Below are 14,531 nucleotides of genomic sequence, written 5' to 3'. Positions count from 1 at the left end.
CCGTCGTGCTCCGGCCCGGCGGGCGTCGCCGCGTCCGTCCGCACCCGCGCGGCGCCCGCGCGTCCGTCCGCGCGCCGACCGCGCTGCGTCCGCGAGCCGAGAGTCCAGGACACGCCCACGGTCATGCACGGAACTCGGGCGTGTCCTGGACTCTCGGCGCGGTGCGTGCGTGCGTGCGTGCGCGGGCGGCTGACCGTGGCCGGGCATGACCGCGCGTGCGTCCCGCGTGCGTCTCGGGCCCGGGTGGCTGCGCGGCGAGAGTCCAGGACACGCCGAGGGTCCGGCGTGGTTCCCGGGCGTGTCCTGGCATCTCGGTGAACGGGCCAGGCGGGCGTGGAGGGTGCGGGCGTCCGCGGTGCGGGGCGCGAGTGGATTGGACGAGTGAGTGCTCACTCATTTACGATCGGCGGCGTGGAGGAGACGAGGAGCGGACGCGCGCGGCCGATGAGCCGCGAGGAGCGCCGTGACGCCATCGCGGCGGCCACCATCCCGCTCCTCGTGCAGCACGGCTCCCAGATCTCCACCCGGCAGATCGCGCTGGCGGCGGGCGTCGCGGAGGGCACCCTGTTCCGCGCGTTCGACGACAAGGTCGAGCTGCTGCGCACGGCCGCCGAGCGCGCGCTGGACCCGCAGGTCGGCGTCCGGGAGATCGAGGCGCTGCCGCAGGCCTCGTCGCTCGCGGACGAGCTGGCGCAGATCGCCCGGGTCGTGCTCGACCACGGCCGCCGCGCGCGCCGCGTCATGGTCGGGCTGCACACGCTCCTCACGTCGGACGAGGGCCGGCGGGCAGAGCGCATCAGGGAGGCGCGCGGCGCGGACGTCACCGGGCGCGACGCCGCCCGCCACGCCGGCCGCGCTCCCGGGCCGGACGCGGAGAGCGGCGCGTTCCACCCGCCGGTCCCGCACGGCCGCGGCCACCCCGCGATGCCCGGACGCGACGCCCTCACGCGCGCGCTCGCCGAGGAGAAGGCGGTCGTCACCCGCCGGATCGCCGCCTACGAGGACGATCTCCGGGTCGAGCCCGAGCGGCTCGCCGGGGTCCTGCTGGCCGCCGTGATGGGTCACGGCTTCCCGTTCCTGCCCGAGGACGCCGACGCCATGGTGGCCGACCTCGTCGAGGTCCTGCTGCACGGCGCCGCCCGCACCTGACGGCACGTCGCACCCCCTGTCGTGCCGGGCTCGCCCCCGTCGACGCGACCTCACGACGCCCGCCCGCGGACGCCGCACCGCCCGGCACACGTGCCGGGCGACCCGCCCCCACCCCGTCCGGAACCTCAGGAGTCCCATGCTGCTCCGCCTGCTCCGCGAGCACCTGCGGCCGTACCGGGCCCAGGTCGGCGCCGTGCTGCTGCTCCAGCTCGCGCAGACCGTCGCCACCCTGTACCTGCCCACGCTCAACGCGGACATCATCGACAAGGGCGTCGCCGTCGGCGACACCGGCTACATCATGCGCATCGGCGCCGTCATGCTCGGCATCAGCCTGCTGCAGGTGATCTGCTCCGTCAGCGCCGTGTACTTCGGCGCGCAGGTCGCCATGTCGTTCGGCCGCGACGTGCGCGAGCGGCTGTTCACCCACGTGCAGACGTTCTCGGCGCGCGAGGTCGGGCAGTTCGGCGCTCCGTCGCTCATCACCCGCACCACCAACGACGTGCAGCAGGTGCAGATGGTGGCGCTGCTGTCCTTCACCATCATGCTGATGGCGCCGATCATGCTGGTCGGCGGCGTCGTGCTCGCCCTGCAGCAGGACGTCGCGCTGTCGAGCCTGCTGCTGGTCGTCGTGCCGGTGCTCGCGGCCGTCGTCGGCTTCATCGTGTCCCGGATGGTCCCGTACTTCCGGACGATGCAGCAGCGCATCGACGCGATCAACCGGGTCATGCGCGAGCAGATCACCGGCCTGCGCGTCATCCGGGCGTTCGTGCGGGAGCGCCGCGAGGCGGAGCGGTTCGAGGTCGCGAACGACGCGCTCTTCGACACCTCGCTGCGCGCCGGCCGGCTGATGGCGCTGATGTTCCCGGTCGTCATGCTCATCATGAACGTGACGAGCGTCGGGGTGCTGTGGTTCGGCGCCCGGCGCATCGACGCGGGGGAGATGCAGATCGGCGCCCTGACGGCGTTCCTGTCCTACATCATGTACATCCTCATGGCCGTGATGATGGCCTCGATGATGTTCGTCATGGTGCCGCGCGCCGTGGTGTCGTCGGAGCGCATCACCGCGGTGCTCGACACCGAGACGTCCGTCGTCCCGCCCGCCGTGCCGGTCGCGCTGCCGAGGCCGCAGGGCCGGCTCGAGCTGCGGGACGTCGAGTTCCGCTACCCGGGTGCCGAGCGGGCGGTGCTGCACGGGATCGACCTGGTGGCAGCGCCGGGGGAGACCACGGCGGTCATCGGCTCGACCGGCTCGGGCAAGACGACCCTCGTCAACCTGGTGCCGCGGCTCTTCGACGTGACCGGCGGGTCGGTGCTGATCGACGGCGTCGACGTGCGCGAGCTCGCGCCGGACACGCTGTGGAGCCTGATCGGCCTGGTGCCGCAGCGCCCGTACCTGTTCAGCGGGACGGTCGCGTCGAACCTGCGCTACGGCAACCCCGATGCGACCGACGAGGAGCTCTGGCACGCGCTCGAGGTGGCGCAGGCCCGGTCGTTCGTCGCCGAGATGCCCGGCGGACTGGAGGCCCCGATCGCCCAGGGCGGCACGAACGTCTCGGGCGGTCAGCGGCAGCGGCTCGCGATCGCACGCGCCCTGGTCCGCCGCCCGGCGATCTACCTGTTCGACGACTCGTTCTCGGCGCTCGACTTCGCCACGGACGCCGCGCTGCGGGCCGCGCTCGTCCCGGAGACGCGGCACTCGGCGGTCGTCGTGGTCGCCCAGCGGGTCGCGACCATCCGCGACGCCGACCGCATCGTCGTCCTCGACGAGGGCGCCGTGGTCGGCACCGGCACGCACGCGGAGCTGATGGAGACCTGCCGCACCTACCAGGAGATCGTGTACTCCCAGATCAGCGCGGAGGAGGCGGCATGAGCGCCGAGCACGAGGGCCGCCGGCCCACCGGGACCGCCCCCGCGGGAACCGCGCCCGCCGGGTCCGCCCCCGACACCGCCACCGAGCCGCCCGCCCAGGCGTCCGCCGCGGCGGCACCGGCCGGGCGCCTGCCCCGTCCCCGCGGCGGCCACATGGGCCCGATGGGCGGCATGGGGATGCCGGGGGAGAAGTCCCTCGACTTCGCGGCCTCGGGCCGCCGCCTGCTGGGCGTCCTGCGGCCCGAGCGGTGGCGCCTGGCACTCGTGATGGTGCTCGGCGTCGTCTCGGTGGCCCTCGCGGTCACCGGGCCGAAGGTGCTGGGCAACGCCACGAACGTCATCTTCGAGGGCATCATCGGCCAGCGGCTGCCCGCCGGCACCACGCAGGCGCAGGCGATCGAGGGGCTCCGCGCCCAGGGGCAGGACCGGCTCGCCGACATGCTCGGCGCCATGCAGGTCGTCCCCGGCCAGGGCGTCGACTTCACGCGGCTGCGCACGCTGCTGCTCGCGGTCGTGGCGATCTACGTCGGGTCGGCGCTGTTCAGCTGGCTGCAGGGCTACATCACCACCGGCGCCGTGCAGCGCACGGTCGCGGGCCTGCGGCGCGACGTCGAGGCGAAGCTCGGCCGGCTGCCCCTGAAGTACTTCGACGGGCAGCCGCGCGGCGAGGTGCTGAGCCGGGTGACGAACGACATCGACAACGTCGCGCAGACCCTCCAGCAGACGCTGTCGCAGCTCATCACCTCGGTGCTGACCGTGCTCGGCGTGCTCGGGATGATGTTCTGGATCTCGCCGCTGCTCGCGGTGGTGGCGCTGGTGACGATCCCGCTCTCGGTGGTCGTGACCACGGCGATCGCCAAGCGCTCCCAGCCGCAGTTCGTCCAGCAGTGGCGTGTCACGGGCACGCTGAACGCCCACATCGAGGAGATGTACACCGGCCACGCGCTGGTCAAGGTGTTCGGCCGCCAGGAGCAGGCCGTGCAGGAGTTCCACGACCAGAACGCCGACCTGTACGCCGCGTCGTTCCGGGCGCAGTTCATCTCGGGGATCATCCAGCCGGCGATGGGGTTCATCGCGAACCTCAACTACGTCATCGTGGCGGTGGTCGGCGGCCTGCGGGTCGCGTCCGGCACGATGACGCTGGGCGACGTGCAGGCGTTCATCCAGTACTCGCGGCAGTTCACGCAGCCCATCACGCAGATCGCGTCGATGATGAACCTGCTGCAGTCCGGCGTGGCCTCGGCGGAGCGGGTGTTCGACCTGCTCGACGCGCCGGAGCAGGACCCGGACCCGGCGCGGCCCGAGCGGCTGCCGGCGCGGGTCGCGGGGCGGGTCGTGTTCGAGGACGTGGCGTTCCGGTACGTGCCGGAGACGCCGCTCATCGACGACCTGTCGCTCGTCGCGGAGCCGGGGCGGACGGTCGCGATCGTCGGCCCGACCGGCGCGGGCAAGACCACGCTGGTGAACCTGCTCATGCGGTTCTACGAGATCGACGGCGGCCGCATCACGCTCGACGGCGTGGACACCCGCAGCCTGACGCGCGACGACCTGCGCTCGCAGATCGGGATGGTGCTCCAGGACACCTGGCTGTTCGGGGGCACCATCCGCGACAACATCGCCTACGGGGTCGAGGACGTCGACGAGGACCGGCTGGTCGAGGCCGCGGTGGCCACGCACGTCGACCAGTTCGTGCGGGCGCTGCCCGACGGCTACGACACCGTCGTCGACGACGAGGCCGCGAACCTCTCGGCGGGCGAGAAGCAGCTGCTGACGATCGCCCGCGCGTTCCTCGCCGACCCCGCGATCCTCGTCCTCGACGAGGCGACGTCGTCGGTGGACACCCGCACCGAGGTGCTCGTGCAGCAGGCGATGAACGCGCTGCGGTCGGGGCGGACGTCCTTCGTCATCGCGCACCGGCTGTCCACCATCCGCGACGCCGACGTGATCCTGGTGATGGAGCGCGGCGCGATCGTCGAGCAGGGCTCGCACCACGAGCTGCTCGCGGCCGGCGGGGCGTACGCCCGGCTGTACGCGAGCCAGTTCGCCGCCGCGGTGGCGTCCGTGGAGGACTGAGCACCCGGTCCCGGCCCGGTGGTGCTCGCACGCCACCGGGCCGGAAGGCCCGCCGGCCGCCCGCCCGCGACCAGTAGGGTCGGCGCGTGACGACACGCACCGCGGCGGACCCGCCGCGGCTCCACCGGGACCGGCTCACCCTCACCCTCTACGGGTCGTTCGTCACCTGGGGCTGGTTCCTCTACTCGTTCAACCCGAGCGTCCCGCTGCTCGCGCGCGAGCTCGACGTCACCCACGCCCAGGCCGGCCTGCACGGCACGGCGATGGCGGTCGGCGCGGTGGGCGCCGCGGCCCTGACGCCGCGGGCCATCCGGCGGTTCGGCCGGCGCGCCGTGGTCGCGGGGGCGGGCGTGGTGATCGCCGCCGGTACCGCGCTGCTCACGACCGGCACCTTGCTGGCCGTCACCCTGTCGGCCGTCGTCGTCCTCGCCGTCGGCGGCAACATGATCATCAGCGCGTCCCTGACCGGGCTCGCCGACCACCACGGCCGGGCCGCCTCGGCGGCGGTGACCGAGGCGAACGGCGTGGGCTCGGGCCTGGGGCTGCTCGGGCCGCTCGCAGTCGGCGCGTGCGTGGCCATCGGCTGGGGCTGGCGCCCGGCGGTCGCCGTGACCGGCGTGATCGCGCTGGCCACCGCGGTGCTGATCCGGCGTCTGCCGGTCGGCGGCGCGCTGGGCCGCGGCCAGGCCGAGCAGGCCGCCGTCGTGAGCGGCGCGCCTGGTACCGACGCGGCCGGGACGGGCCTGGCAGCGGCCGGTGGGCCCGGAGCGGGCCCGGTCGGGGCCGTCGCTGAAGGCGCTGCAGGATCCGGACCCGGAGGCGGGCCGGGCCGGGCGGTGCACGCGTCGCGGTGGTTCCTCGTGACGATCGTCGCGGCGATCGCGGTCGAGAACGCCACGACGTACTGGGCCACGGACCTCGTGCGGGAGCGCACCGGCGCCGGCGCCGGGATCGCCACCGCGACGACGGCCGGCCTGGTCGCGGGCATGACGCTGATCCGGTTCGTGGTCGGGCCGCTGTCGCTGCGGGTGTCGCCCGCCCGGCTGCTCGCGGCGGCGTTCGGCGTGGCGGTCGCCGGCTGGGCCGTGCTGTGGACGGCGACCAGCGCGTCCGTGGCGCTCGCGGGCCTGTTCCTGGCGGGCCTCGGGTACGGCGCGCACTACCCGCTGGGCGTCGCGCTGCTGCTCGGGGCGTCCGCGGGCGCGACCGACGCGGCGCAGGCGCGCGCGACCGTCGCCGGCGGGCTGGCGATCGGGATCGCGCCGTTCCTCCTGGGCGCGCTCGCGGACGCGGTCGGTACGCACGCCGCGTTCGTCGTGGTCCCCGTGGTCGCCGTGTCCGGCGGCGTGGCGGCGCTCGCGGGTGCCCGGGCGTGGCGGCGGGAGCGGCCGGCGCCGGCGGTCTGACCCGCCCGTCCCTCCCGGCCCGCCCGGTACGGTGCGGAGGACCCGTCACCCGCCCGAAGGGACGTCCCGCACGTGTCCTCCTCCGCCGAGCCCGACCCGACCGCCGCCGACCCGACCGCGCTCGACCCGACCGCCCCTGACCCCGGCCGCGCCGCCCGCGTGCTCGACGCCGCCGACCCCCGCACGGACCACTGGCGCGCGCTGTACCGCGACCTGCACGCGCACCCCGAGCTGTCGGGCCGCGAGCACCGCACCGCCGCCGCGCTCGCGGCGGAGCTCCGGGAGTCGGGTCTGGAGGTCACGGAGGGCGTCGGCGGGACGGGCGTGGTCGGGGTGCTCCGCAACGGGGACGGCCCGGTCGTCATGCTGCGCGCCGACATGGACGGCCTGCCCGTCCGGGAGGAGACGGGGCTGCCGTACCAGAGCCGGCACAGCGACGTGGACCCGGCGGGTGACACGGTCCCGACCATGCACGCGTGCGGCCACGACATGCACGTCACCGCGCTGGCGGCGGCGGTGGACGCGCTCGCGGTCGCACGCGAGCAGTGGCACGGCACGCTCCTGGTGGTCGGCCAGCCCGCCGAGGAGACGGCGTCCGGCGCGTCCGCGATGCTCGAGGACGGGCTGTTCAGGCGCTTCCCGAAGCCGGACGTGGCGCTCGGCCAGCACGTCGGGGCGTTGCCGGCGGGAGTCTCCCACCACGCACGCGGTCTGCTCATGGCGGCGGCCTGCACCCTCGACGTCACGGTCCACGGCCGCGGCGGCCACGGCTCCCGCCCGTTCGTCACGGTCGACCCGGTGCTCACCGCGGCGTACGCCGTGACGCGGCTGCAGGCGATCGCGGCGCGGGAGACCTCGCCGGACGACCCGGTGGTCGTGACCGTCGCGACGTTCCACGCCGGCACGAAGTCGAACATCATCCCGGACACGGCGACGTTCACGGTCAACCTGCGCGCCCGCTCGGACGCCACGATGGCCCGGCTCGTCGCGTCGGTGCGCCGGGTGGTGGAGGCCGAGGCCGCCGCCGCGGGGTGCCCGCAGCCGCCGACCGTCACGCTGCGGGAGAACCCGCCGGCGACGGTCAACGACCCGGACGTCGTGGACCGGGTGATGGCGGCGCAGCGGGCCGTCATGCCGGCCGGCACCGTGCGGACCGCCGAGCCGCTCATGGGCTCCGAGGACTTCTCCGAGTACGGGCTGCCGCGCGGCCGGTACGACGGCGACCCGGTGCCCTACGCGTTCTGGTTCTGGGGCGGCCCGGACCCGGCGCTGTTCCCCGAGGGCACCGACTCGGGCCTCTCGCCGGAGGTGCCGGGCAACCACAGCGCCCAGTTCGCGCCGCTCGACGACCCGACGATCGCCGCCGGGCGCCGCCTGCTGGTGGCCGCCGCGCTCGCGTTCCTCGGCTGAGGCCTCCATCAGGGAGGATGGGCGGGTGCCCGCGCTCGACCTCGTCCCCCTGACCGACCCCGGCGACGAGCGGCTGGCCGACTACGTCGCGCTGACCGACGTCGCGCTCCGCTCGCGGCACGAGCCCGAGAAGGGCCTGTACATCGCGGAGAGCTCGACGGTGCTCGGCCGGGCCCTCGCCGCGGGGCACCGGCCGCGGTCGGTCCTCGTGTCCCCGCGGTGGCTGCCGGACCTGCGCGCGATGCTCGAGGCGCGCGACCCGGACGGCGAGCCGGTGCGCGTGTACGTCGCGGAGCCGGCGGTGCTCGAGGCGATCACGGGCTTCCACGTGCACCGGGGCGCGCTCGCCGCGATGCACCGGCCCCGGTTGCCGTCGGTGGCCTCGGTGCTGGAGGGCGCGCGGCGGGTCGCGGTGCTGGAGGACGTGGTGGACCACACCAACGTCGGCGCGGCGTTCCGGTCGGCGGCGGCGATCGGTGTCGACGCGGTGCTCGTCACGCCGCGGTGCGCGGACCCGCTGTACCGGCGCAGCGTGCGGGTCTCCATGGGCACCGTGTTCCAGGTGCCGTGGACGCGGGTCGAACCCTGGCCGGGCGGGATCGGGCTGCTGCGCGAGGCCGGGTTCGTGACCGCCGCGCTGGCGCTGTCGGACGACTCGGTGCCGCTCGACGCGCTGGAGCAGGCCCCGCCGGAGCGGCTCGCGCTCGTTCTCGGAGCCGAGGGTGACGGGCTCAAGCCGGCGACGGTCGCGGCGGCGGACCTCACCGTGCGGATCCCGATGGCCGGAGGTGTCGACTCGCTCAACGTCGCGGCGGCAGCGGCCGTGGCGTTCTGGGCGACCCGGGTCCGGGACTGACAGCGCGCGGCCGCGGCCTCAGGCGCCGCGGCCGGTCTCGCCCTGCAGCCGGTCGATGAGCTCCGAGGCCTGGGCCTTGGTGAGGTCGTCGGGGACCTCCTCGCCCGCCTCGCGCGCGAGCGTGTGCAGGTAGGAGCGCTGCGGGCCGGTCATCGGCTCGTCGCCGGTGGTCCAGTCGGTGGGGTCCTTGGCGGCGTCGGTGGCGGCGTCGGCGCCGGGCTCGACGGGGTCAGGAGTCGTGTGCGTCATGGCGGTCACGGTAGGTCGCGCGCCCGGGGGGCGCACGGCGGGCCGGGACGGGCGGCCCTGGCTAGGGTGAGCACCGCGCGAAGCCGACCGCGAGAGGAGCCCGACGTGACCACGTCGCCGACCGAGACGCAGCAGGACCCGCCGCCCGGGGCCACCGCACGCAGCGGACCCTGGGGGACCAACCCGGCGGTGTTCTGGGGCTCGGTCGCCGTCGTCGCCCTGGTGGCGGGCCTGACGATCGCGTTCCCCGACGCCGCGGGCGACGTGATCGGGCGGGTCCAGTCGGACGTCATCGGCGCGTTCGGCTGGTACTACGTGGCCCTGGTCGCCTGCTTCGTGGCGTTCGCGATCTGGCTGGGCGTCGGCCGGTGGGGTGACATCACGCTGGGCAAGGACGACGACGAGCCGGAGTACCCGCTGGGCAGCTGGTTCGCGATGCTGTTCGCGACGGGCATGGGCATCGGCCTGGTGTTCTGGGGGGTCGCGGAGCCGCTGAGCCACTACGCGAACCCGAAGCCCGGGGTGACCGGCACCCCGGAGCAGCTCGCGCAGCAGGCGATGACGCAGACGTACCTGCACTGGGGGCTCAGCGCCTGGGCGATCTACGTCGTGGTGGGTGTCGCGATCGCGTACTCGGTGCACCGCAAGGGTCACCCGGTGTCGATCCGCTGGGCGCTGGAGCCGATCCTGGGCAAGCGGGCCCGCGGGCCGATCGGGGACGCGGTGGACGTCGCGGCCGTCGTCGGGACGGTGTTCGGCGTCGCGACCTCCCTGGGCCTCGGCGTGCTGCAGATCACGGCCGGCCTGGAGCACACGGGCGTCGTGTCGTCCTCGACGGGCCTGCAGGTCGCCCTGATCGTCGGCATCACCGCGCTGGCGACGCTGTCGGTCGTCTCCGGGCTGGACCGCGGCCTGAAGTGGCTGTCGAACATCAACGTGTCGCTGGCCGGCGTGCTGCTGGTCGCGGTGCTGGTGCTGGGCCCGACGCTGTTCCTGCTGCGCGAGTTCGTGCAGTCCATCGGTGCGTACCTGGCGTCGGTGGTCCCGCTGATGTTCAACTCCTCGGCGTACGCGGGGCAGGCGGGGCAGGAGTGGCAGGCGGCCTGGACGACGTTCTACTGGGGCTGGTGGATCTCCTGGTCCCCGTTCGTCGGGGTGTTCATCGCGCGGATCTCGCGCGGGCGCACCGTGCGTGAGTTCGTCGGCGGGGTGCTGCTGGTCCCGACGCTGGTGTGCTTCCTGTGGTTCTCGGTGCTCGGCGGGACGGCCCTCTACCAGGAGCTGTTCGGGGGCGGCGGCCTGGTGCCGGCCGACGGCGAGGTGGTCCCGGAGAACGCGCTGTTCGACGTGCTGTCCGGCCTGCCGGGCGGCACCGCGCTGTCCATCGGGGCGATCATCCTCGTCGCGCTGTTCTTCATCACGTCCGCCGACTCCGGCGCGCTCGTCGTGTCGATGCTGGTCGCCGGCGGGGACCCCCAGCCCCGGACCCCGCTGCGCGTGGTGTGGGCGTGCCTCGGCGGTGTGCTGGCCATCGCGCTGCTGCTCGCGGGCGGCCTGAACGCGCTCCAGACGGCGGCGATCCTCATCGCGCTGCCGTTCAGCGTGGTGATGATCGGGATGGTGGTCGCGACGTCGCGGTCGCTGCACCTGGAGCACATGGCGTTCCTGCGGGCCGAGCGGCGCCAGCTCCGGGCGCTGATCGACGCCCAGGTGTCGGCCCAGGTCGGAGCGCACGTGGACCGGAGGGTCGACGAGCGGCTGCGGCGCTGGCGCCGGACGCGGGAGCAGGGGCGCGGCGAGCGCTGAGCCCCGCGGCGGTCAGAGCCCGCGCAGCAGGCTCACCGCGATCGCGGCCATGACGAGCGCGATGGCGGCGTCGAGCACGCGCCACGCGCCGGGCCGGACGAACAGCGGCCGCAGCAGCCGCGCGCCGTACCCGAGGCCGGCGAACCACAGCACGCTGCCGGTCGCTGCGCCCGCGGCGAACCACCAGCGCAGCCCGCCGTGCGTGCCGGCCACGGACCCGAGCAGCACGACCGTGTCGAGGTACACGTGCGGGTTCAGCCAGGTCAGGGCGAGGCAGGTCGCGAGCACGGGCCAGAGCCGGGCGGGGGCGGTGCCGCCGGCGGCGTCGAGCGCGTCCCCGGTGGGCTGCCACGCGCGCCGCGCTGCGACGGCGGCGTATCCGAGCAGGAACGCGGTACCGGCGACGCGGGCCACCGTGAGGACGGCGGGTGCCCGGTCGACGAGCGCTCCCATCCCGCCCACGCCCGCCGCGATGAGCACCGCGTCGGACAGGGCGCACACGGCGACGACGGGCAGCACGTGCGCGCGCCGGAGCCCGACCCGGAGCACGAACGCGTTCTGCGCACCGATGGCGACGATGAGCGACAGACCGAAGACGAGTCCGGTCAGGGCGGTGGTGAGGGCGGCGGGCACGCGCCGACGCTAGGCGCCCCCCGGGACATCAGTCCAACGACTGTGTGCGATGCAGCATCAGCAGAACTGATGTCGCGACCTGGGTCGGAAGTCCTGCGACCGCACCGCACGCTGAGGGTCTACTGTGCATACTGCATATGAACAGTAGAGGAGGTGGCTTCGTGCGGATCGTGGTCTCCAACAGCGCCGACGCGCCGCTGTACGAGCAGGTCGCCGAGCAGATCAAGGTCGCGGTGCTCGCCGGCGAGCTCCAGGACGGCGACGCGCTGCCGTCCGTCCGGTCGCTCGCCCGCGACCTGCGGATCTCCGTCATCACCACCACCCGGGCGTACGCCGAGCTCGAGGCCGCGGGCTTCATCACGACCGTCCCCGGCAAGGGTGCGTACGTGCTGCCGGTGGACACCGCGCTGGTCCGCGAGCAGGTGCTGCGCCGCGTCGAGGACGCCCTCGGCGCTGCCGCCGACGCCGCCCGGCTCGCGGGCGTCGACCGGGACGGCCTGGTCGAGATGCTCGACGTCGTGCTCGCCGAGGCCGAGGGGGCCCGGCGGTGAGCGGCGACGCCGTCGTGCTGGACCACGTCACGGTCCCGGTCGGCGGGTTCACGCTCCAGGACGTGAGCCTGCGCCTGCCCACCGGCTACGTCATGGGCCTCGTCGGGCCCAACGGGGCGGGCAAGACGACGACGATCCGCACGCTGCTCGGCATGCTGCGTCCCACGTCCGGCCGCGTCGAGGTGCTCGGGCACGCGCTGCCCGCGCCGGCTTCGCTGCGGCAGGACGTCGGGGTCGTGCTCGACCGGCCGAGCCTGGTCGGGGAGTGGCGGCTGCGGGACGTGGAGCGCGCGCTCCGGCCCTTCTACGACCGCTGGGACCCCGCGCGGTACGCCGCGCTGCTCGCCGAGTTCGAGCTCGACCCCCGGTCGCGGGTCTCCGAGCTCAGCCGCGGCATGACGATGAAGCTCCAGATCGCCGTGGCGCTGTCGCACGGCGCGCGGCTGCTCGTGCTGGACGAGCCGACCAGCGGCCTCGACCCCGTGGCGCGCGACGACCTGATCGGCATCCTCGGCGACTACCTGGTGGCGGAGGGCCGCAGCGTGCTGTTCTCCACGCACCTCACCGCGGACCTGGAGCGCATCGCCGACCACCTCACCCTGCTCGCCGGCGGCCGCGTGCTGCGGACCGGCACCAAGGAGGAGCTGATGGACGCGTACTGCCTGGTGCGGGGCGGTCCCGACGACCTGCCGCCCGACGGCCTGGTCCCGCTGCTCGGCGCCCGGCGCACCGGGGTGTGCGTGGAGGCCCTCGTGGCGGCCGACGACGTGCCGCTGCTGGGCACCGGCGTGGTCGTGGAGCGCCCGACGCTCGACCAGATCGTCGTGCACCTCGGGGCGCGCCGCCGGACGGCGGTGCCGGCGTGAGCGCCCGCGAGGTCGGGGCGGCGCTCGGGCTGGACCTGAGGACCGTCCGGCCGTTCGCACGCCAGCTCGTGCCGCTGGCCGGGGCCGTCGGCGTCATCGCCGTCGTCGCCGGCCGGCCGCAGGCGGTCGTGCTCGCCGGCGCGGTGTTCGCCGCCCTCGGCGCGTCCTACCCGTTCGCGATCGGCGAGCGGGACGGGCTCGACACGCTGCGCGCCGTGCTGCCCGTCGGGCGGGGGACGCTGGTCGCCGGGCGCTACGCGTTCACGCTGGTGCTGTACCTCGCCGCCGCGCTGGTCGCGGTGCCGCTCGCGGTGCTGGGGGCCGAGATGCGGGACGTCGTCGTGCAGGCGTCGCCCGGGGAGGTCGCGACGTCCGTCGCCGTGGGGTTCGGCGTCTACGCGCTGCTCGCCGGGACGCAGCTGCCGGTCTACTACGCGCTCGGCTACACGCGAGGGCGGATGGTCGCGATCGTGCCGCTCGTGCTGCTGTGCAGCGCCGCCGGAGCGGCGGTGAGCGTGCTCGGCGACCGGATCCCGGACCTCGACGCCTGGCTCGCGCGCTCGACGGACCGGCTCGCCCCGCTGGCCCTGGTGGGCGGGGCGGTCGTGCTCGCGGCGTCGGCTGCGGTCTCGTGGCGGGCGGACCGCCGGCGCTGGGAGCGTGCGGGTGGACCCGGGGGCCGCGGACGCGGGGGAGCCGGAGGCGCGCGGTAGCGTGGCGCCACCATGCCGGACGTCGACCTGCCCCAGCTCCGCGCGCTGCTCGCCGTCGTGGACGAGGGGTCGTTCGAGGGTGCCGCGCACGCCCTGCACCTGACGCAGTCGGCGGTCAGCCAGCGGATCAGGGCGCTCGAGACCGCCGTCGGCCAGGTGCTGGTCCGCCGCACCCGGCCGGCCGGCGTGACCGCGGCCGGTGCCGTCTACCTGCGCCTGGCCCGGCAGGTGCTCGGGCTCGAGGCGGAGGCGCGCGCGGCGGTGAGCGCCGCCCCCGGGCCCGGGCGCCCCGTGCTCCCGGTGGCCGTGAACTCCGACTCGCTCGGCACGTGGGTGCTGCCCGCGCTCGCGCCGCTGGCCGACGAGGTGCGGTTCGAGCTGCACCGCGAGGACCAGGACCACTCGGCGGACCTGCTGCGCGACGGCGTGGTGGTGGCCGCGATCACCACGGCCGCCCGACCTGTCCAGGGCTGCACGTCCCACCGGCTCGGCGTGCTGCGGTACCGGCCGGTGGTCGCCGCCGCGCGCGCCGGGACCGACTTCCCGGACGGTCCGACCCCCGAGGCGCTGGCAGCCGCCCCGCTGGTGGTGTTCGACCGGAAGGACGACCTGCAGGACCGCTACCTGCGCGAGCGCGGCGTCGACCCCGCCGCCCCGCCCCGCCACCACGTGCCCGCGACCGCGGACTTCGCGCTCGCGGTCCGGCTCGGGTTCGGCTGGGGTCTGCTGCCCGAGGCGGACGCCGCGGCGGGCGAGCGGGAGGGCGCTCTCGTGGACCTCGACCCGGGGCGGCACGTGGACGTGACGCTGTACTGGCAGCAGTGGACGCTGCCGACCGCCGCGCTGCGCCGCACCGGCGACGCGGTCCGCGAGGCCGCGGCGGCGGCGCTGCGCTGACGCCGGCGGCGCGGGCACGGCCCGTGGGGACCGCACCCGCGCCGCCGGCGCCA

The 14,531-nt window shown here is 75.2% G+C and carries 13 protein-coding genes; 11 read left to right on the top strand and 2 right to left on the bottom strand.

Features of this window, described 5'->3' with window-relative positions; genetic code table 11:
- Positions 1-411: 411 nt before the first annotated feature.
- The 6 genes from K5O09_RS10850 to K5O09_RS10825 all read left to right on the top strand — a co-directional run bounded on the left by K5O09_RS10850 (position 412) and on the right by K5O09_RS10825 (position 8,763).
- Positions 412-1,149: a TetR/AcrR family transcriptional regulator gene (locus tag K5O09_RS10850; protein WP_222169571.1), complete on the top strand. Its 738-nt coding sequence runs from the start codon at positions 412-414 to the stop codon at positions 1,147-1,149.
- A gap of 136 nt (positions 1,150-1,285) precedes the next feature.
- The gene (locus K5O09_RS10845) at positions 1,286-3,019 is read left to right on the top strand and encodes an ABC transporter ATP-binding protein (protein ID WP_222169570.1); all 1,734 of its coding nucleotides are present in this window, start codon (positions 1,286-1,288) and stop codon (positions 3,017-3,019) included.
- Positions 3,016-5,091 (top strand): ABC transporter ATP-binding protein, encoded by a 2,076-nt coding sequence (locus K5O09_RS10840; protein WP_222169569.1) that lies wholly within the window; start codon positions 3,016-3,018, stop codon positions 5,089-5,091. Before K5O09_RS10845 ends, K5O09_RS10840 begins: the two co-directional genes overlap by 4 nt.
- Before the next feature lie 86 nt (positions 5,092-5,177).
- On the top strand, positions 5,178-6,497 hold the full coding sequence (locus tag K5O09_RS10835; RefSeq protein WP_222169568.1) for a sugar MFS transporter: 1,320 nt from the start codon (positions 5,178-5,180) through the stop codon (positions 6,495-6,497).
- Between the two features lie 72 nt (positions 6,498-6,569).
- Positions 6,570-7,907, top strand: a complete 1,338-nt coding sequence (locus K5O09_RS10830) for an amidohydrolase (RefSeq protein WP_370635428.1) — start codon at positions 6,570-6,572, stop codon at positions 7,905-7,907.
- Between the two features lie 25 nt (positions 7,908-7,932).
- On the top strand, positions 7,933-8,763 hold the full coding sequence (locus K5O09_RS10825) for an RNA methyltransferase (RefSeq protein ID WP_222169567.1): 831 nt from the start codon (positions 7,933-7,935) through the stop codon (positions 8,761-8,763).
- Between the two features lie 18 nt (positions 8,764-8,781).
- On the opposite strand, the gene K5O09_RS10820 is transcribed toward K5O09_RS10825, so the two are convergent.
- Entirely contained in the window at positions 8,782-9,012 is a 231-nt protein-coding gene (locus K5O09_RS10820) for a DUF3072 domain-containing protein (protein WP_222169566.1), read from the bottom strand.
- A 105-nt stretch (positions 9,013-9,117) separates the two neighbouring features.
- On the opposite strand from K5O09_RS10820, the gene K5O09_RS10815 reads away from it, so the two are divergent.
- Positions 9,118-10,818 (top strand): BCCT family transporter, encoded by a 1,701-nt coding sequence (locus tag K5O09_RS10815; RefSeq protein ID WP_222169565.1) that lies wholly within the window; start codon positions 9,118-9,120, stop codon positions 10,816-10,818.
- Between the two features lie 12 nt (positions 10,819-10,830).
- On the opposite strand, the gene K5O09_RS10810 is transcribed toward K5O09_RS10815, so the two are convergent.
- Entirely contained in the window at positions 10,831-11,451 is a 621-nt protein-coding gene (locus tag K5O09_RS10810; protein WP_222169564.1) for a LysE/ArgO family amino acid transporter, read from the bottom strand.
- A gap of 161 nt (positions 11,452-11,612) precedes the next feature.
- Here K5O09_RS10810 and K5O09_RS10805 point away from each other — a divergent pair, with 161 nt between their 5' ends.
- From K5O09_RS10805 to K5O09_RS10790, 4 genes are read left to right on the top strand one after another with little or no spacing between them, the layout of a single operon-like run.
- Positions 11,613-12,002 (top strand): GntR family transcriptional regulator, encoded by a 390-nt coding sequence (locus tag K5O09_RS10805; protein WP_222169563.1) that lies wholly within the window; start codon positions 11,613-11,615, stop codon positions 12,000-12,002.
- Entirely contained in the window at positions 11,999-12,868 is an 870-nt protein-coding gene (locus K5O09_RS10800; RefSeq protein WP_222169562.1) for an ABC transporter ATP-binding protein, read from the top strand. Before K5O09_RS10805 ends, K5O09_RS10800 begins: the two co-directional genes overlap by 4 nt.
- Positions 12,865-13,581, top strand: coding sequence for an ABC-2 transporter permease (locus K5O09_RS10795; protein WP_222169561.1), 717 nt, complete (start codon positions 12,865-12,867; stop codon positions 13,579-13,581). Before K5O09_RS10800 ends, K5O09_RS10795 begins: the two co-directional genes overlap by 4 nt.
- Before the next feature lie 12 nt (positions 13,582-13,593).
- A complete protein-coding gene (locus K5O09_RS10790) occupies positions 13,594-14,478 on the top strand; it encodes a LysR family transcriptional regulator ArgP (protein ID WP_222169560.1) in 885 nt (294 codons plus the stop codon).
- Positions 14,479-14,531: the final 53 nt, after the last annotated feature.

Source organism: Cellulomonas sp. C5510, from assembly GCF_019797765.1.
In the GTDB taxonomy this organism is placed as follows: domain Bacteria; phylum Actinomycetota; class Actinomycetes; order Actinomycetales; family Cellulomonadaceae; genus Cellulomonas.
This window is presented reverse-complemented; position numbering and strand designations above follow the sequence as displayed.

Excerpts from the sequence above, each read along its gene's own strand:
- K5O09_RS10840 (WP_222169569.1), top strand. The coding sequence starts at position 3,016 with ATGAGCGCCGAGCACGAGGGCCGCCGGCCCACCGGGACCGCCCCCGCG.
- K5O09_RS10845 (WP_222169570.1), top strand. The coding sequence starts at position 1,286 with ATGCTGCTCCGCCTGCTCCGCGAGCACCTGCGGCCGTACCGGGCCCAG.
- K5O09_RS10790 (WP_222169560.1), top strand. The coding sequence starts at position 13,594 with ATGCCGGACGTCGACCTGCCCCAGCTCCGCGCGCTGCTCGCCGTCGTG.
- K5O09_RS10820 (WP_222169566.1), bottom strand. The coding sequence starts at position 9,012 with ATGACGCACACGACTCCTGACCCCGTCGAGCCCGGCGCCGACGCCGCC.